This window comes from Gellertiella sp. DMC107 (genome assembly GCF_056313605.1).
Map to the genome: position 1 here is coordinate 781,458 of NZ_JBQUZZ010000001.1, position 16,885 is coordinate 798,342.

Consider the following 16,885-nt stretch of genomic DNA (forward strand, 5'->3'; position numbering starts at 1 on the left):
TGGAAGACGTATGCTTCGCCGTTTTGAAGATGCACGCATCCTCATGTACAGCCATGATACATTCGGCCTCGGGCACCTGCGCCGCTGCCGCACCATAGCCCACTCGCTGGTGGAGGATTATCGCGGCCTTTCCATTCTGATCGTCTCCGGCGCCACCATCGCAGGCGCCTTCGATTACCGGGCCCGCGTGGATTTCGTGAAGATCCCGAGCGTGATCAAGCTGCGCAATGGCGAATACCAGTCGCTCGACCGGCACATCGACCTGCAGGATACCCTGTCGATCCGGCGGTCGATCATCCAGCACACGGCAGAGACCTTCAAGCCGGACATCTTCATCGTCGACAAGGAACCCATGGGCCTGCGCGGCGAGGTGGAGCCGACGCTGGAGTTCCTGAAGGAGCGCGGGACCAAACTGGTGCTCGGCCTGCGCGAGGTGATGGATTCGCCGGAGTTGCTGGATGCCGAATGGAAGCGCAGCAACATCCTGCCCAAGATCGACCACTATTTTGACCGCATCTGGGTCTATGGCCCACCGGATTTCTACGATCCGCTCACCGGCCTCGAGGTACCGCCGGGAGTGCGCGACAAGATGAGCTTCGTCGGCTTCCTCCAGCGCAGCGTCTCGCGCGATGACAATCGCAGTCGCCCGGAAGGCGATTACCTGCTCGTCACGACCGGCGGCGGGGGCGACGGCGCGGAACTGGTCCACCAGGTCATCGATGCCTACCGGGCCGATCCGTCCCTCACCTGCCGGGCGCTGATCGTGCTGGGTCCCTACATGCCGGCCCGCCAGCGGGAAAAGCTGATGCGCAAGGCCAAGAAGGTGCCGACGATCGAGGTGATCGAATTCGACAACCGCATGGAAGAGCTGATCGCCGGCGCCACCGCCGTCGTCGCCATGGGCGGATACAACACCTATTGCGAGATCCTCTCCTTCGACAAGCGGGCGCTGATCGTGCCCCGCGTCGTGCCGCGCGAGGAACAGCTGATCCGCGCCACCCGCGCCAGCGAGCTGGGGCTGATCGACATGCTCCTGCCCGACGAGGCGGAGGATCCGGTCCGCATGTCCGCCGCGCTGAAGGCGCTCTGGAGCCGTCCGCTCCCCTCCACCTGCGCGTCCAACCTGCGGCTCGAAGGGCTGGCCAAGATCTCGGCCGAGGTCCTGCCCTGGATCGAGGAACGCGAGCAGGCCCGTGCGGCGGAAAAGACCGCCGCATCCTGAAGGAAGGCCGATGACCGACAAACCGAATCTCGTTGTCCTGCTGAAGGGCTATCCGCGGCTTTCCGAAACCTTCATCGCCCAGGAGCTGCTGGGACTGGAAAAGGCAGGCTTCCGCCTGTCGCTGGTCTCGCTTCGCCACCCGACGGACAAGAAGCGCCATCCCGTCCATGACGAGATCCGGGCACCCGTGCTCTATCTGCCGGAATACCTGCATGAAGAGCCCCTGCGGGTCGCAAAAGCGCTCGGAAAAGCCCTTTTCAATCCCGGCTTCTGGCGACTTCTGCCCCGGTTCCTGAAAGACCTCGGCCGGGATGTCAGCCGCAACCGGTTCCGGCGGCTGGGCCAGGCGGCCGTGCTGGTCGCCGAATGGCCGCAGGGCGGCGCGTGGCTGCACGCCCATTTCATCCATACGCCCTGCTCGGTCGCCGCCTATGCCAGCGCGATGACCGCCATTCCCTATACCGTCTCCGCGCATGCGAAGGATATCTGGACCTCGCCGGACTGGGAGCTGGCCGAAAAGCTCAAGCATGCCCGCTGGACCGTTACCTGCACCGCCTCCGGTTACGACCATCTGAAGCATCTCGCCGCCGGCCAGGGCACCGTGCATCTGAGCTATCACGGCCTCGACCTCTCCCGCTTCTCGCCCTTTTCCGGAACACGGTCCCTGCGGGACGGGTCCGATCCCGCCGATCCCGTCCGGATCGTCAGCGTCGGCCGGGCGGTGGAAAAGAAGGGATACGACATTCTACTCAAGGCGCTCAGCCAGTTGCCTGCGGACCTTCACTGGCGCTTCGACCACGTGGGCGGAGGCGGCGAACTGGCCCGTCTGAAGCCGCTCGCGGAACAGCTGGGCATTGCCGGACGCATTGCCTGGAAGGGCGCGCTCGACCAGCTCGACGTGCTGGAACTCTACCGCCAGTCGGATCTCTTCGCGCTTGCCTGCCGCATCACGGCCGATGGCGACCGCGACGGTCTGCCGAATGTGATCGTCGAAGCGTCGAGCCAGGGTCTGGCCACCGTCTCCACCCATATTTCGGGCATCCCGGAGCTGCTGACCGATGGCGAAAACGGCTTCCTGGTGGAACCGGAAAACCCGGACGCCTTCGCCGGGGCGCTCGAAAAAGCGATCCGCGACCCCGCGCTCCGACATGCCTATGGAGCGCGTGCCGAGGCGAAAGTGCGGGCGCATTTCGATTATCATACCAGCATCGCCGATCTCTCCCGCTACTTCGAAAGGGCCTATGCGGAGGCTCGTCGATGACGGAGTGCCCCCGCGTTCTCTTCTATGTGCAGCACCTCCTCGGCATCGGCCATCTGGCCCGCGCCGGGCGCATTGCCGAAGCTCTCGTCCGCGATGGCTTCGATGTGATGCTGGTGACCGGCGGATTGCCGGTGGACGGCTTCGTCGCACAGGGCGTGCGGGAAGTCCGGCTTCCACCCCTCGTCGTCGGCGACGACGGCTTTTCCACCCTCAATGACTGTGATGGAAAGCCGGCCACGGAAGCCTATAAAGCCGCGCGCCGCGACCGTCTCCTTGCGCTTTATGACGATTTCCAACCCCATGCCGTGCTCCTCGAAGCCTTCCCGTTCGGCAGGCGGCAGGTGCGCTTCGAGCTCCTGCCCCTGATCGACCGGATCGAGGCGAGCCAGCCCCGGCCGCTGCTTCTGTCTTCGGTGCGGGATCTGCTCCAGGCCCGGACAAAGCCCGGGCGCGACCGGGAAACCGCCGATCTCGTGCGCAATCATTTCGACGCCGTGCTCGTGCATGGCGATCCCGACTTCGCCCGGCTGGAAGACAGCTTCGCCCTCGCCTCCAAAATCGCCGGAAAGGTGATCTATACCGGGCTGGTCGCGCCCGACAGGCTGGTTCCCGCCCCGGACCGGCATGATGTGGTCGTGTCGGCCGGGGGCGGTGCGGTCGGTCGCAAGGTCATGGAGGCAGCGCTCGGTGCGGCCCGCCTGCTCGATCCCGCCCTGTCCTGGCTGCTCATCGCCGGCCCCAACCTTCCGGCTCCCGATTACGCCGCACTGGAGGCGGCCGCAGGCCCGAACGTGACACTGGCCCGGTTCCGCCGGGATTTCACCGGCCTGCTCGCCAATGCACGGCTCTCCATCTCCCAGGCCGGCTACAATACGATCGGCGACATTCTGCTGGCCGGCTGCCGTTCCATTCTCGTTCCCTTCACGGCGGGGGGCGAAACAGAACAGGAGGCGCGGGCAGACAAACTGGAAAGGCGCGGACGCGCCGTAACGGTGGAAGAAGCCGCAATCGGGCCGGACATGCTGGCAAAGGCCGTTACCCGTGCCATTGCCCTGCCGGACCCCGCATCCCTCGCCCTCGACCGCAACGGAGCCGCCCGGACGGCCCATGTCCTGCGCGAGATGCTCGACCGGAAAGCGTCGACGGCCCGGGTCTGAAACACCCAATGATTATCCTGTAGAATCTGTTATTCCCGGAATATAGTCTCGCCTCCGGTCCGCCCCCGGGCGCCACTTCAGGAGCATGCATGGAATCGCGACTGACCCGCTACATCTGGAAACATACCAAGCGACAGCAGCTTTACATTCTGCTGGTCGTTGCGCTGTCCATGGTGCCCTATTTCCTGTCCTTCGATCTGCCGAAGCAGATCGTCAACGGGCCGATCCAGGGCAAGGGTTTCGACGGTCCCGGCGCGACGCAGCTCTTCATGCCGATTTCCTTCGACCTTCCCTATTTCGGAACGGTGCAGCTTTTCGACGGCCTCGAGCTCGACCGCATGCAGATGCTGTTCGCGCTCAGCATGGTTTTCCTGCTTCTGGTGGTCGTGAACGGCCTCTTCAAGCTCTACATCAACACCTACAAGGGCCGGTTGGGCGAGCGGTTGTTGCGCCGCATCCGGTTCGAACTGGTGGATCGCATCCTCCGCTTCCCGCCGCAGCAGTTCAAACGCATCAAGGGCGCCGAAGTCGCCAGCATGGTGAAGGACGAGATCGAGCCGCTCGGCGGCTTTACCGGCGATGCCTTCGTTCAGCCGGCGCTTCTGGGCGGACAGGCGCTGACGGCGCTTTTCTTCATCCTGATGCAGAATTTCTGGCTGGGCATGATTGCCGCGCTGATGGTGGCGATCCAGGCGCTGGTGATCCCGCGCATGCGCCGCCGCCTGCTGATCCTCGGTCGCCAGCGCCAGCTCACCGCCCGCGAGCTCGCCGGCCGTGTCAGCGAGATCGTCGACGGCATCGGCACCATCCACGCCTATGATACGTCCAATTACGAGCGCGCCGACATCGCGCACCGGCTCGGCACGATCTTCAAGATCCGCTACGATCTCTATCAGTGGAAGTTCATGGTGAAATTCATCAACAACTTCCTCGCCCAGCTCACGCCCTTCCTGTTCTATTGCATCGGCGGCTATCTGGCCCTGAAGGGCAAGCTGGATATCGGGCAGCTCGTCGCCGTCATCAGCGCCTACAAGGACCTGCCCGGCCCCCTCAAGGACCTGATCGACTGGGACCAGATCCGTCAGGATGTGCAGGTGAAATATGTGCAGGTGGTGGAGCAGTTTACCGTCGATGGCGTGATGGATCCCAAGATCCAGGCCCCCAATGCCGACTTGCCGGCACCGCTTTCCCATCCGCTGGCCGCGGTCAATCTCTCGCTGGTCGACGACAGCGGTGCCAAGCTGCTGGAGCGGGTGTCCGTGCAGATCAATCCCGGCGAGACGGTGGCCGTCGTCGGTCGCACGGCGGCGGGCGGCGATGCGCTGGCGGATGCCTTCGGCCGGATCATCTGGCCCGAAAGCGGGCGGATCACGGCGGGCGGCGAGGATCTGCTCGAACTGCCCGAGGCGATTTCGGGGCGCCGCATTTCCTATGTGTCGTCCGAGGCCTATTTCTTCTACGGCAGCCTGCGGGATAACCTCACCTATGGCCTGAAGCACATGCCCCTCCGCCCGGCCGTCTACGAGGAGCAGGCACTCAAGGGGCGACGCTGGGAAATCAACGAGGCGCGGCTTGCGGGCAATCCGGACCTCGACATTCACAGCGACTGGATCGATTACACGGCCGCCAATGCAAGCGGCCCGGACACCTTCTTCGATGCCATTCTGGAAGTGCTCGATTCGGTCCAGCTCTCCGGCGATATCCTGGATCTGGCGCTTCGTTCCACCATGGATCCCGGCAAGCGTCCGGGTCTCGCCGAACGCATCGTCGAGTTGCGCCATGCCCTCGGCGGTGTGCTGGCCGCCGAAGGGGTCAGCGGCCTTGTCGTGCCCTTCGAACCCGGCCGCTACAACACCGAGGCGACGGTGGGCGAGAACCTGCTTTTCGGCACCGCCACCGGGCCGGAACTGGCCGGCACCGCCATTGCCAACAATGCCTATTTCCGGTCCGTGATGACCGAGACGGGCCTTTCCAACACGCTGTTCGAGATGGGCCGCGAGATTGCCGCAAACGCCGTCGAGCTGTTCAGCGACCTGCCGCCCGATCATCCCTTCTTCCAGCAGCTGACCTTCATGACCTCCGACGACCTGCCGGTCTATCAGGTGATGTTGCAGAAGCTGAAAGGGCGCGGTTTTGCCGAGGCCACCCGGGAGGAGCGCCTGGCCATCATCCGCCTGAGCTTCCTCTATATCGAGCCTCGCCACCGCTTCGGCCTTCTGACCGAAGAGCGGATGGCCGAAATCGTCGAAGCCCGCCGCCAGTTCCACGAAGGCCTGCCGGAAGAGCTGAAAAGCGCGCTCGAAACCTACGATCCCGACCGCTATTCCGGATCGGCCACGCTGCTGGACAACATTCTCTTCGGCCGGATCAGCCACCGCCATCCCGATGGCGCAAACCGTATCCGCACCATCGTCGCCGGCATGCTGAAAAGCCGCGAACTCTATGACGACGTGCTGGAAATCGGCCTCGAATTCGACGTGGGTCCCGGCGGCCGGCGCCTCACCTCTACCCAGCGCCAGAAGCTAAACCTCGCCCGGGCGCTCATCCGCCATTCCGACTACTACATCCTCAACCGCCCCCTGCCCGGCCTCGATCACCGGCTGCAGGACGAAATTGTGCGCAATGTGCTGCACCTGCTCGACCGCGGCGACGCGAAACCTGCGGTCATCTGGGTCCTGTCCAATGCCAGCCTTTCGCCGCTCTTCGACCGGGTCATGGTCTTCGACCGCGGCATGCTGGTGGGCGACGGCAAGCATGCCGAGTTGCGCGAGAGCAATGACACGTTCCGCCAGCTTGTGTCATGATGCTATGAACTGTCATCAAACAGACAAGCGGCAAACGCTAGAAAGCCGCGGACCGAAAGAGTGGGAAGAAGCGAAGCCATGTTGCTGAAGGACGAAGTGGAACTGTTGCGGCGGGTGCCGTTGTTTGCCGGCGTGGCGCCTGCCAAGCTGAAGCTTCTGGCATTCACATCGGACCGGGTAAACTATGCCGCAGGCGAGGAAATCTTCCATCAGGGCGATTCCGGAGACGCGGCCTATGTCATCCTGAACGGCACGGCGGATATCCTCGTCGATACGCCGGCGGGAGAGATCAAGGTTGCGGAAGCCGAATATTCCTCGATCGTCGGCGAAATCGCCATTCTGTGCGAAGTCTCGCGCACGGCAACGGTCCGGGCCGCCTCCCCGCTGGATGTGCTCCGGATCAAGAAGGACCAGTTCCTGAAGCTGCTGGTCGATTTCCCCGAAATCACCATCGAGGTGATGCGCGTGCTTGCCGACCGCCTCAGCCACACCACCCAGGAGCTCACCCTCGCCCGCAGCCAGCTGAAGGCCAGCGAATAAACCGCTTCGCGGTCAGCCAAACCGGACACGACCGGTTGCGAGTTCGACGGAAAGCCGGTTTGCCGGCACCCCGTGAAGGTGTTGGCCAAGCGTTTCCAGGAGGAGCCCGAGACGGCGGTCGCCGCCGGCCCCTGTTGGCCCGCCGGCTACCAGCGCGCGATAGGCCGCCAGTCGCTCTCCGCCGAGCCAGACATGGGCAAGGTCGCCACCGGCGCGAAGCCGGTACCAGTCCGCCAGAAAATCCACGGCCGTCAGGGACGACAGGCCGTGCGGGACCGCGCCTTGAAAGCCCGCCGCGTGCAGCAGCTCCGGCATCGTCGCCTGACGGAAGAACGCGGCCAGATCCTCCGGCCATTCGCGCTTCAGGAAGCGGCGGGCGGTCACATGCTGCAGATGGGCATCGAGAAACGCGCCCAGCGTTTCCGCTTCCAGCATCCTGCCCGTCTCGACGCCCGTGATCGCCGCCAATTTTTGGCTGGCCCGGGTGATGAGCGGATCGAGCGGCAGGTGATCGAGGCTCAGCGTGTCGATCTCCGCCACGCCCTCCGACACGGTGACGATCCGGACGGCCGCTGGAAAGGCGACAAGCGCCGGCACGGCCACGTTGACCAGGGTTTCTCCCTGACCGCCGCTGAGCAGCGCAACATCATGCACATGCACATGCCCGCTGAAATGCAGCCGCATGCCCGCCTGGCCGACGGTGCCTCCGACAAGGGGCTGCGGCATGCGCCGCTGGAAGGAATGGGTCCCCATCATGGCCAGTTCCGCCTCGAGCGTGCCGTTCAATGTTTCGAGGACCGGATAGTGCGAGAAATGGATGACCTGCTTGCCCCCGGCCTCCGCCCGCCCGCGGATATCGCTCAGCCAGTCGATCAGGAAGGATTTCTCGCGCAAAAGGGCGTTCCAGCCGGCCGCCGTGCTGTCCCCGAGCCCGTCATCGCCAGTCGCATCGAGCGCAAAGACATTGGCGTCGATCATGACGAGCCAGAGACCCTCGACCGGCTCGACGAGATAGCTCGCATCCATCAGCCATCGCCGGTCCAGACCGTCTCCGTCGACGACGGGATACCGCCGCCCTTCCGGATCGGGATCGGTGCCGAAGGGCGTCTCCCAGTAGAGACAATCCGTATCGTGGAAGAAGCCGCATCCACCCGGCAGATTGGCCGGATAGCCGCCGCAGAAAAGATTGGCATTCACCACCCGCTTGCCGCCGCGGGGATCGGCATAGCCGGGATCGCTGGTCAGAAGCACGCTCTCGCCGGCCGCATCCGCGTAGCGCTTGCGACGGTGCCGCCCGTTCTCGCCGAAAATATCGTGATTTCCCGGCAGCGCGAAAAACCGCATCGCGTGCTTCGCCCGGAAACGGTCGAGCAGGCGCGCCAGCGCTGCAAGCGTGACTGCCTGTCCGTCATCGGAATAATCGCCGAGCAGCACGACATCCTGAATGCCGTCTGCCGCCAGTGTCTCGAGCGTGGCGGCAAGGATCGAACCCGCTTCGTTGTAGATGCGCGGCGCCCGCGCCACGTCGCCCGGCAGGCGCAACGCCAGCGGGATACCCTCAGCAGTGAAGGCATCGAAGCCGAAATCCGCGCCCGGATCGTGAAAATGGGCATCGGCAATCACGGCGAAACGGTGGTGGGGCTGTCTTTTCAATCGGCAAATCCTGGGGCTTTCGGATTCTTTTCAGACATAACTGCCAATATGCCTTTGGCCAAGCTGCGAAAGCTCTCGCCACTCCGGCAGAGTTTCGCTAGCATGGTATAAAAGCGGCACCAGGGAAACCCTTGGAACCTTCTCGGGTTCGGGTGCCGGAATGAGGAACAGGACCTGTCCGGCCGCAAGGTTGGCCGGTTCCAACAGGGGCAGTACGAGAAGCGTGGACGGTAGCGGGATTCGGGTGAAGTTCTGGGGAACGCGCGGCAGCTTGCCGGTGTCGGGCGCCGACTATGCACGTTTTGGCGGCAACACGATTGCGGTCGAAGTTTCCGCCGGCGACGAAACCCTGTTCTTCGATGCCGGTTCGGGCCTGCCGCAGGCCGGCCGGGCCCTGGCGCCGGATCGGCGGCAGACGACCCATCTGTTCATGTCGCATTTCCACTACGATCATATCATCGGACTGCCCTTCTTCTGCCCGCTTTTCAATCCGCGGGCGACGGTCTCGCTCTGGTCCGGCAACCTGCACGGCTTGCAGACCACGCAGCAGACGCTGAAGGAAATCATGCGTCCGCCCTTCTTCCCGGTCAGCCCGGATATTTGCGCGGCCCGCGTGCGCTGCCTGGATTTCCAGGCGGGCGACGTGCTGGAGCCGATTTCCGGCGCCCGGCTGAAGACCGGCATGCTTAACCATCCCGGCGGTTCGATCGGCTACCGCATCGAATGGAACGGCCGGGTGATCGCGCTGATCACCGATACCGAGCACGAGCCGGGCACGCTTGACGAAACGGTGCTGGGGCTGATCGAGGGGGCTGACCTCTTCATCTATGACGGTGCCTTTGAAGATGGCGAGATGGAGAAGTTCAAGGGCTTCGGCCATTCCACCTGGCAGCAGGCCGCCCGGCTGGCAAGGGCCGCGGGTGTGAAGCAGACCGCGATTTTCCACCACTCGCCCACCCGGATCGACAGCGAACTGGAAGCCATGGAAAGCCGCGCCCGCGCCGAACTGCCGAGCCTGTTCTTCGCCCGCGATCTCCAGACCGTCAGCCTCTGAGCAGATCGCCCGCCTTGACCCACCGGCAACCCGGATGACCGGCGGTGATCCCGAACAGCGCCTCGAGAAAATCATCGACCGCCGAATCATGCACCAGATGATGGGTCAGAAGCCCCATGGCCTTCCCGTCCTCCAGGGTCTCCACCCGCGCCGCAATCTCGTGAAACAGCAGGTCCGCAGGCCTGCCGCCACGGGTGCCATGCCAATCCATCACATCCACATGGGTGTTGAGTTCACGAATGCCGCGCGTCTTTTCCGGGCCGAAGACCGAAAGACAGGTAATGCCGATCTTTTGAAGACGCGGCAGGAGTTCAGGCGAAATGCGGTTCCATGGCGGAACCAGCATGGGAAGCATCGCCTCCCCATGCAGCGCGGAAAGGCGATCCATGCCGGCCGAAAGCTCGGCGAGAACAAGGGCTGCCGGGCGATGAGCGCCGAGTTCCTGCTTCTTTTCCGTGGGCGGCGCGTAATTGCGGTGCGACCAGCCATGCAAGGCGATGCTGATCAGGTCCCGGCCGGAAAGATAGGCTTCGAGCGCCACGCCCGTCCCCTCGGGAATGACCGCAAGCGTCACCGGAATCGCATGCTCCCCGGTCAGCGAGAGAAAGCGGGCAAGCGCGTCGGTCGGTTCCACCGCATCGTCATCGCGCAGCCAGAAGGGGGCCGGCGAAAGCATGGCCGCCCGGCGCTCCAGCACCGCCATCAGCCGGTCACGGCCTGCCTGTTCGGTCATGTCGTTCCTTTCCCGATTGTCGTCAACCAGCCGTCGAGCCGGGCGGAGGCCTCGTCCAGCGTCCGCTCGGCCACGATCATGGCGCGCGCTTGTGTTGCAAGCCTCTGTCGCAGCGATCCGTCCTGCAGGAGATGCGAGACCGCGTCGCGGAATGCGCCGGCATCGCCCGACGGAACAAGCAGGCCGCTCCGTCCGTCCTCCACCACCTCCGGCACGCCACCGGTGCGGAAGGCGACCGCCGGAAGGCCCGAGGCGGCTGCTTCCAGATAGGCCATGCCATAGGCTTCGCCGACTCCCGGCCACACATAGACCGAGGCCCGACGCAGCCGTTCGAGCAATTGCGGCCTGGCGAGCTCGCCATGAAACACCACCCGTCCCGGGGCCAAGGGCCGAAACAGGGCCTCCACGTCCGATCGGCACGGGCCGTTGCCGACAATGTCGAGGACGAAAGGCCGGTCGATGCCCTGAAGGGCAGCCGCGAGCGCCCGATAGCTCTCCAGCTTGTCGCCGAAGCGCATCATGGCGATGGTCAGCAGCCGGCCCGGTTCCGGCAAAGGTTCGACGGCAAGGAAATCCGTGGCATCCAGAAAGGGCTTCAGCCGCACGGTTCGTGCCTCGGGCGCAGCTTCGGCAAGCCCCCGCTCGTCCCGTCCGGTCAGGCAAATATTGAGGGCCGCGCCCCGCACCGCCTGCAGCACCACCGCCTGCGCCGCCTGCCAGCCCTGCCCTTCCCGACGGGCCGACCAGGACGCTTCCATGGTCACATAGGCAATCCCCGCCTCGGCGGAGAGAACGGGTCCCAGATAATCCGGCGCCTTGTAGTAGACATGGTAGGTCAACCAGAGATCGGGCCTTCCCCCATCCCCCCAACCGGTCCGGATGCGGGCCCGTTCCGCTTCGATGGCGGACGCCATGCCGGCATGCCCCTGCGGATCGCGGGAAAAGCTGCGGAATTCCGAAACCAGCGTGACCGTATGGCCTGCCGCTTCCAGAGCCCGCAGGACAAGCCGCGCCATCATCCGGTCTCCCGAGGGAACGGGATGGTGGGGGGATTTCAGTGGCGCATAGAATGCAATTTTCATATTGGATACCTATTTCCCGCCCGGGCTCCCTGTCAATTCGGGGGGGAGCAAGGTTTGAGAGGCGCCATGGCATTCTGGAAGAGATGGAAAAAGCGCATCCGAAAGCTGCGCAACGGGCTGGCCCGGCGGTTTTTCGAAACCCGCTACGGACGGGAACTGCTCGTCCAGTCGCTGCCCGCCCGCGTTCTGGACATGACCACCGATTGCGGCGACCACCGCATGACCTTCTCGCCGCATGACTATATCGGCCGCAAGATCTACCGGAAGGGACACTTCGAACGGGGGTCGGTGAAGCGGTTGCGCGGGCTGCTGGAAACGCTCGGCCATCCCCTGTCGGGAACGGTGCTTCTGGAGCTCGGCGGCAATATCGGCACGCAGACCGTCTATTGGGCGAAGGAAGGCCTGTTCTCGAAGATCGTATCGGTGGAACCCGATCCCCGCAATTTCGCCCGGCTGGAGCGCAATATCAGGCAGAACGGCCTCGCCGACCTCGTCACGCTTTTGCAGGTGGCGGCGGGTGAAGCCGAAGGCGAGATCGATTTCTTCCAGAACCCGGACAATCACGGCAAGAGTTCGGCGCTGCGCCTGTCGGCCCGCGATCGCCATCTCGTCGTGCCCGTCCGGCCGGTGGATCGCATCATCGCGGATCTGGGGATTGCCGCTCGGGAGATCGGTCTCGTCTGGATGGACATCGAGGGCTACGAGCCCGTCGCCTGTCGGTCCATGCGCGGGCTGATGCAGGCGGGCGTTCCGATCTACATGGAGTTTTCGCCGGATTTCTATGGCGAGGAGGCACAAGCCTTCCGCGACAGCCTCGCCGCCGCCTATCCGCGTGCCTTCCAATTCCTGGAGGATCAGCCGGTCCGCGAGAGGGAGACGGGGACATTGCCGCTCGACATCGGACAGTATGACGTCCTTTTGCTGCCCTGAAGCATTCGACCGGCTCCCGGACCCGGCCAATCGCCGCAGTCTGCATTTGGTCCTTGCGGAAACGGTGGAGGGGGATCACATCTCGAACCGCATTGCGGAAGGAGATTCGCATGGCGGATGATACGATCACCCTGTTCGAGGCCATTGGCGGCGTGCACACCATCAAGGCGCTGACGAAACGGTTCTATGAACTGATGGACACGCTTCCCGAGGCCGCCGCCTGCCGCGCGGTGCACCCGGCGGACATGAGCGGATCGGAAGAAAAGCTCACCGAATATCTGATCGGCTATCTCGGTGGCCCGCCCGTCTATGTGCAGAAATATGGTCACCCCCGCCTGCGGTCCCGCCATTTCATGGCCGAGATCGGTCCGGAAGAACGGGATGGCTGGATCCTCTGCTTCCGCCAGGCGCTGAACGAGACGATCAGCCACGAAAAGCTTCGGGACATCATCTGGCAGCCCATCGAGCGGCTGGCCTTCCACATGCAGAACCGGGAATAGGGCGATGATCGAAAGAAACAGCATCGGACAGCGCCTGACGCTCGTGGCCGCAGGCCTTATCGGTCTGGCCGGCGTGGCCCTTTCGGCAGCGGCGGCCCATGCGGAGGATCCGCGCTTCCTGGCCCAGGCCGGCCTGCTCTGCCTCGCCCATGGTCCGGCGCTGCTGGCGATCTGCGGCTTTCCGCTCCGGCTCGGCCGTCTTGCCGCTGCCCTGATGGTGGCGGGGGTGGCACTCTTCACCGGGGACATGCTGATGCGGGAATTTGTCGGCCATGCACTCTTTCCCCGCGCCGCGCCCACCGGGGGAACCCTGATCATGGCCGGCTGGCTGTCGGTTGCCGCCGGCGCACTCCTGCCGCGCCGCAGCGCCTGATCCCTTCAGCGCGCCTCCCGGTCGCGGATTTCCTGAAGCGCCCGGTCGAGGCTGGATTTCGACCCGTTGCGCAGCGGCACGAAGGTCTTGCCGAATTTCTTGCAGCCGGTCTTCACGCGCAGGCAGGCATCGTGGCTGATACAGTCGATCGGGCAGAAGACGCAATCGACCGACGGCAGAACCGTGTCGATCCGCGAAACCGCTTCCCGCAGTCCCCCGTCATGATGGATCAGTTCGGCGCCGTGGGCGCTGGCGATCTGCCGGAGATGCGCGACCTGGCAATCCCTGCCGCCCACATAGAGAAAGCTGCGGATCGGCCGTGCCCGCTCCTCTGTCGGCTGGGTTTCCCCACCCTGCCCCGACTTCCCGCAATTGCCCTTGCGCTTCGCTGCCACGATACCGTTCTCCTGTTGAGCGTTGCGGCACGCTACAAAACATGAGTTTCAGAGTAAAGTATAAAGATGAATTTTCAACTCATGTTTTCATCCACGGTTCCGGGCCTGTCTTGATGGCCAGGGCAGCCGTTTTCGGCCGTTTTTCCCCCGCGCAGACCGCAATTCCGCAATGCACAGGAGACCGTGAGACGACCGTTTGAGTAGTGATTTACAAGATATTGATTGAATGGAATAATCCGGAAATGCTGCACTGCACGCCGGGCGATGTGCACGCCGAGCCCTCGCTAAACCCCTCAGATGAAACGCAAAAAACTGGCTCCGCGGAAATTTTACCGTTTGATAAATAAATTTTTTGCGCTACCGTTTGCCCACAGTGCGTTACACAATAATGGGGAACCGACATGGGACGACTGGCACCCGGCATTACTTCTGGCCGCCTCAGCGCCGCAGACTACGACGCCAACTTTTCCGATCTTCACCCGCCGCTGGACAAGCATGAAGCGCTTGTGGCGTCGGATCGCTGCTACTTCTGTCACGATGCGCCGTGCATGACGGCCTGTCCGACATCCATCGACATTCCGCTGTTCATCCGGCAGATCTCGACGAGCAACCCTCTGGGGGCCGCGCGCACCATTTTCGACCAGAACATTCTGGGCGGCATGTGCGCCCGCGTCTGTCCCACCGAAACGCTCTGCGAGCAGGCCTGCGTGCGCAACACCGCCGAGGAGCGCCCGGTCGAGATCGGCCGCCTGCAGCGCTACGCGACCGACACCGCCATGGAGCGGGGCGTGCAGTTCTACCAGCGCGCCGCCGCAACCGGCAAGAAGGTGGCCGTGATCGGTGCCGGCCCGGCGGGCCTTGCGGCCGCCCACCGTCTGGCCCTTGCCGGTCATGAGGTCACCATTTTCGAAGCCCGCGAAAAGTCGGGCGGCCTCAACGAATATGGGATCGCCACCTACAAATCGACCGGCGATTTCGCCCAGGACGAGGTGAACTACATTCTCTCCATCGGCGGCATCACGGTGCGCCACGGCCAGAAGCTGGGTCGCGATTTCACGCTCGCCCATCTGGAAGGCCAGTATGACGCGATTTTCCTCGGCATCGGCCTGGCCGGCGTCAACGGTCTGGGTGTGGAAGGCGAGGACTTCGCCGGCGTCGAGGATGCGGTGGATTTCATCGCCACCCTGCGCCAGGCCAAGGACAAGTCGACCGTCGCCGTCGGCCGCTCGGTCGTGGTTCTCGGCGGCGGCATGACCGCCATCGATGCAGCCGTGCAGGCCAAGCTGCTCGGCGCCGAAGAGGTGACCATCGCCTATCGCCGCGGCAAGGAAAACATGAACGCCTCCGAGTTCGAGCAGGATCTCGCCGCCTCCAAGGGCGTCAACATCCGCCACTGGCTGCAGCCGAAACGGGTGCTCGGCGAAGGCGGCAAGGCCACCGGCATCGAGCTGGAATATACGGCGCCGACCGCGAACGGTCTTGCCGGAACCGGCGAAACCGTGGTCGTCAAGGCCGACCACATCCTCAAGGCCATCGGCCAGACCTTCCGCGCCGATGGCATCGGCGGCCTGGAAGTGAAGGGCGGACGCATCGTCATCGATGCGGAAGGCCGCACCTCGCTGCCCAAGGTCTGGGCCGGCGGCGACTGCGTGAAGCTCGGTGAGGACCTCACCGTGACCTCCGTCGCCCAGGGTCGCGACGCCGCAGACAGCATCAACCGCGCGCTCGCCAGTGCTGCGCTTTCCAGCGCCGTCGCCTGAGCCGCCCGAGGATTTGAGAGGACTTCACCATGGCTGATCTTCGCAATAATTTCGTAGGCATCAAATCGCCGAACCCGTTCTGGCTGGCCTCCGCGCCGCCCACCGACAAGGCCTATAACGTCGAGCGCGCCTTCAAGGCGGGCTGGGGCGGCGTGGTCTGGAAAACGCTGGGCTCGGAAGGACCGCCGGTCGTCAACGTCAACGGTCCGCGCTACGGCGCGATCTGGGGCGCCGATCGTCGCCTGCTCGGCCTCAACAATATCGAGCTCATCACCGACCGTCCGCTGCAGATCAACCTGCAGGAAATGAAGCAGGTCAAGATGAACTGGCCGGACCGCGCCCTGATCGCCTCGATCATGGTGCCCTGCGTCGAGGAGGAGTGGAAGGCCATTCTCCCGCTCGTCGAGGAAACCGGCGCCGACGGTATCGAGCTGAACTTCGGCTGTCCCCACGGCATGTCCGAACGCGGCATGGGCGCCGCCGTCGGGCAGGTGCCGGAATATATCGAAATGGTCGTGCGGTGGTGCAAGCAATATACCCGCATGCCCGTCATCACCAAGCTGACGCCGAACATCACCGATATCCGCAAGCCCGCCCGCGCAGCCAAGGCCGGCGGCACGGATGCGGTCTCGCTGATCAACACGATCAATTCCATCGTCTCCGTCGATCTCGACACCTTCGCGCCGAGCCCGACCGTCGATGGCAAGGGCACCCATGGCGGCTATTGCGGCCCGGCCGTGAAGCCGATTGCGCTCAACATGGTGGCCGAAATCGCCCGCGATCCGGAAACCCACGGCCTGCCGATCTCCGGCATCGGCGGCGTGACCACCTGGCGCGATGCGGCGGAATTCCTGGCGCTCGGCGCGGGCAATGTGCAGGTCTGCACCGCTGCCATGACCTATGGCTTCAAGATCGTGCAGGAAATGATCACCGGTCTGTCCGACTGGATGGACGAGAAGGGTCATCGCAATCTTGATGACATTACCGGCCGCGCCGTGCCCAATGTCACCGACTGGAAGTACCTGAACCTCAACTACATCGCCAAGGCGCACATCGATCAGGATGCCTGCATCAAGTGCGGCCGCTGCCACATCGCCTGCGAGGATACGTCCCACCAGGCTATCACCCATCTGGTGGACGGCGTCCGCCATTTCGAGGTGAAGGAAGACGAATGCGTCGGCTGCAATCTCTGCGTCAATGTCTGCCCGGTCGAGAACTGCATCACCATGGTGCCGCTCGCCGCAGGCGTGCTTGACCAGCGCACCGGCAAGACGGTCGATCCGACCTATGCCAACTGGACGACCCATCCCAACAACCCGATGGCGCAGCGTCAGGCGGCCGAATAAGCCTTCCCTCCGGCAACTCCGCAAGGGCCGGCCCTATCAGGGGTCCGGCCCTTTCTTTTGGAATTCATCCTGGAA

15 protein-coding genes are annotated in these 16,885 nt (G+C 64.1%); 11 read left to right on the forward strand and 4 right to left on the reverse strand.

Translation table 11 applies throughout. The features are described from left to right. The first annotated feature begins 10 nt into the window (after positions 1–10). The 5 genes from ACT54B_RS03670 (at position 11) to ACT54B_RS03690 (ending at position 6,984) form a co-directional block, all read left to right on the forward strand. On the forward strand, positions 11–1,222 hold the full coding sequence (locus ACT54B_RS03670) for a glycosyltransferase family protein (RefSeq protein WP_476042899.1): 1,212 nt from the start codon (positions 11–13) through the stop codon (positions 1,220–1,222). A 10-nt stretch (positions 1,223–1,232) separates the two neighbouring features. Continuing rightward, positions 1,233–2,483: a glycosyltransferase family 4 protein gene (locus ACT54B_RS03675; RefSeq protein WP_476042900.1), complete on the forward strand. Its 1,251-nt coding sequence runs from the start codon at positions 1,233–1,235 to the stop codon at positions 2,481–2,483. After that, positions 2,480–3,640 carry a glycosyltransferase family protein gene (locus ACT54B_RS03680; RefSeq protein WP_476042901.1) on the forward strand — a complete coding sequence of 387 codons (1,161 nt, stop codon included), beginning with the start codon at positions 2,480–2,482 and terminating at the stop codon, positions 3,638–3,640. The genes ACT54B_RS03675 and ACT54B_RS03680 overlap by 4 nt, the downstream gene beginning before the upstream one ends. An 89-nt stretch (positions 3,641–3,729) precedes the next feature. Beyond that, on the forward strand, positions 3,730–6,444 hold the full coding sequence (locus tag ACT54B_RS03685) for an ABC transporter transmembrane domain-containing protein (RefSeq protein ID WP_476042902.1): 2,715 nt from the start codon (positions 3,730–3,732) through the stop codon (positions 6,442–6,444). Positions 6,445–6,522: 78 nt separating this feature from the next. After that, positions 6,523–6,984, forward strand: coding sequence for a cyclic nucleotide-binding domain-containing protein (locus ACT54B_RS03690; RefSeq protein WP_476042903.1), 462 nt, complete (start codon positions 6,523–6,525; stop codon positions 6,982–6,984). Between the two features lie 12 nt (positions 6,985–6,996). On the opposite strand, the gene ACT54B_RS03695 is transcribed toward ACT54B_RS03690, so the two are convergent. Next, positions 6,997–8,637 (reverse strand): metallophosphoesterase, encoded by a 1,641-nt coding sequence (locus tag ACT54B_RS03695; protein ID WP_476042905.1) that lies wholly within the window; start codon positions 8,635–8,637, stop codon positions 6,997–6,999. A 223-nt stretch (positions 8,638–8,860) separates the two neighbouring features. On the opposite strand from ACT54B_RS03695, the gene ACT54B_RS03700 reads away from it, so the two are divergent. Then, complete coding sequence (locus tag ACT54B_RS03700) at positions 8,861–9,691, forward strand: MBL fold metallo-hydrolase (protein WP_476042906.1); 831 nt, start codon at positions 8,861–8,863, stop codon at positions 9,689–9,691. Here ACT54B_RS03700 and ACT54B_RS03705 read toward each other — a convergent pair. Both ACT54B_RS03705 and ACT54B_RS03710 read right to left on the reverse strand, forming a co-directional pair. Beyond that, positions 9,681–10,424, reverse strand: coding sequence for a polysaccharide deacetylase family protein (locus tag ACT54B_RS03705; RefSeq protein WP_476042908.1), 744 nt, complete (start codon positions 10,422–10,424; stop codon positions 9,681–9,683). The two genes, ACT54B_RS03700 and ACT54B_RS03705, sit on opposite strands and share 11 nt — an antisense overlap. Beyond that, positions 10,421–11,506, reverse strand: a complete 1,086-nt coding sequence (locus ACT54B_RS03710; protein ID WP_476042910.1) for a glycosyltransferase family 4 protein — start codon at positions 11,504–11,506, stop codon at positions 10,421–10,423. Before ACT54B_RS03710 ends, ACT54B_RS03705 begins: the two co-directional genes overlap by 4 nt. Before the next feature lie 66 nt (positions 11,507–11,572). Here ACT54B_RS03710 and ACT54B_RS03715 point away from each other — a divergent pair, with 66 nt between their 5' ends. The 3 genes from ACT54B_RS03715 (at position 11,573) to ACT54B_RS03725 (ending at position 13,309) form a co-directional block, all read left to right on the forward strand. Next, entirely contained in the window at positions 11,573–12,436 is an 864-nt protein-coding gene (locus ACT54B_RS03715) for an FkbM family methyltransferase (RefSeq protein WP_476042912.1), read from the forward strand. A 110-nt stretch (positions 12,437–12,546) separates the two neighbouring features. Beyond that, positions 12,547–12,936 (forward strand): group II truncated hemoglobin, encoded by a 390-nt coding sequence (locus tag ACT54B_RS03720; protein WP_476042914.1) that lies wholly within the window; start codon positions 12,547–12,549, stop codon positions 12,934–12,936. A gap of 4 nt (positions 12,937–12,940) precedes the next feature. Continuing rightward, positions 12,941–13,309: a DUF423 domain-containing protein gene (locus ACT54B_RS03725; protein WP_476042916.1), complete on the forward strand. Its 369-nt coding sequence runs from the start codon at positions 12,941–12,943 to the stop codon at positions 13,307–13,309. Positions 13,310–13,314: 5 nt separating this feature from the next. Here the strand turns inward: ACT54B_RS03725 and ACT54B_RS03730 are convergent, their stop codons facing one another. Continuing rightward, positions 13,315–13,704, reverse strand: a complete 390-nt coding sequence (locus tag ACT54B_RS03730) for a DUF2325 domain-containing protein (protein ID WP_476042918.1) — start codon at positions 13,702–13,704, stop codon at positions 13,315–13,317. Between the two features lie 401 nt (positions 13,705–14,105). On the opposite strand from ACT54B_RS03730, the gene ACT54B_RS03735 reads away from it, so the two are divergent. Both ACT54B_RS03735 and preA read left to right on the forward strand, forming a co-directional pair. Further along, positions 14,106–15,464, forward strand: coding sequence for an NAD(P)-dependent oxidoreductase (locus ACT54B_RS03735; protein ID WP_476042920.1), 1,359 nt, complete (start codon positions 14,106–14,108; stop codon positions 15,462–15,464). Positions 15,465–15,493: 29 nt separating this feature from the next. Then, the gene (gene preA, locus ACT54B_RS03740; protein WP_476042922.1) at positions 15,494–16,810 is read left to right on the forward strand and encodes an NAD-dependent dihydropyrimidine dehydrogenase subunit PreA; all 1,317 of its coding nucleotides are present in this window, start codon (positions 15,494–15,496) and stop codon (positions 16,808–16,810) included. Positions 16,811–16,885 lie beyond the last annotated feature (75 nt).

What these genes read in the sequence shown, in the direction of transcription:
- ACT54B_RS03670 (WP_476042899.1), top strand. Translation starts at nt 11, where the DNA reads ATGCTTCGCCGTTTTGAAGATGCACGCATCCTCATGTACAGCCATGAT.
- ACT54B_RS03675 (WP_476042900.1), top strand. Translation starts at nt 1,233, where the DNA reads ATGACCGACAAACCGAATCTCGTTGTCCTGCTGAAGGGCTATCCGCGG.
- ACT54B_RS03680 (WP_476042901.1), top strand. Translation starts at nt 2,480, where the DNA reads ATGACGGAGTGCCCCCGCGTTCTCTTCTATGTGCAGCACCTCCTCGGC.
- ACT54B_RS03685 (WP_476042902.1), top strand. Translation starts at nt 3,730, where the DNA reads ATGGAATCGCGACTGACCCGCTACATCTGGAAACATACCAAGCGACAG.
- ACT54B_RS03690 (WP_476042903.1), top strand. Translation starts at nt 6,523, where the DNA reads ATGTTGCTGAAGGACGAAGTGGAACTGTTGCGGCGGGTGCCGTTGTTT.
- ACT54B_RS03705 (WP_476042908.1), bottom strand. Translation starts at nt 10,424, where the DNA reads ATGACCGAACAGGCAGGCCGTGACCGGCTGATGGCGGTGCTGGAGCGC.
- ACT54B_RS03710 (WP_476042910.1), bottom strand. Translation starts at nt 11,506, where the DNA reads ATGAAAATTGCATTCTATGCGCCACTGAAATCCCCCCACCATCCCGTT.
- ACT54B_RS03715 (WP_476042912.1), top strand. Translation starts at nt 11,573, where the DNA reads ATGGCATTCTGGAAGAGATGGAAAAAGCGCATCCGAAAGCTGCGCAAC.
- ACT54B_RS03720 (WP_476042914.1), top strand. Translation starts at nt 12,547, where the DNA reads ATGGCGGATGATACGATCACCCTGTTCGAGGCCATTGGCGGCGTGCAC.
- ACT54B_RS03725 (WP_476042916.1), top strand. Translation starts at nt 12,941, where the DNA reads ATGATCGAAAGAAACAGCATCGGACAGCGCCTGACGCTCGTGGCCGCA.
- ACT54B_RS03735 (WP_476042920.1), top strand. Translation starts at nt 14,106, where the DNA reads ATGGGACGACTGGCACCCGGCATTACTTCTGGCCGCCTCAGCGCCGCA.
- preA (WP_476042922.1), top strand. Translation starts at nt 15,494, where the DNA reads ATGGCTGATCTTCGCAATAATTTCGTAGGCATCAAATCGCCGAACCCG.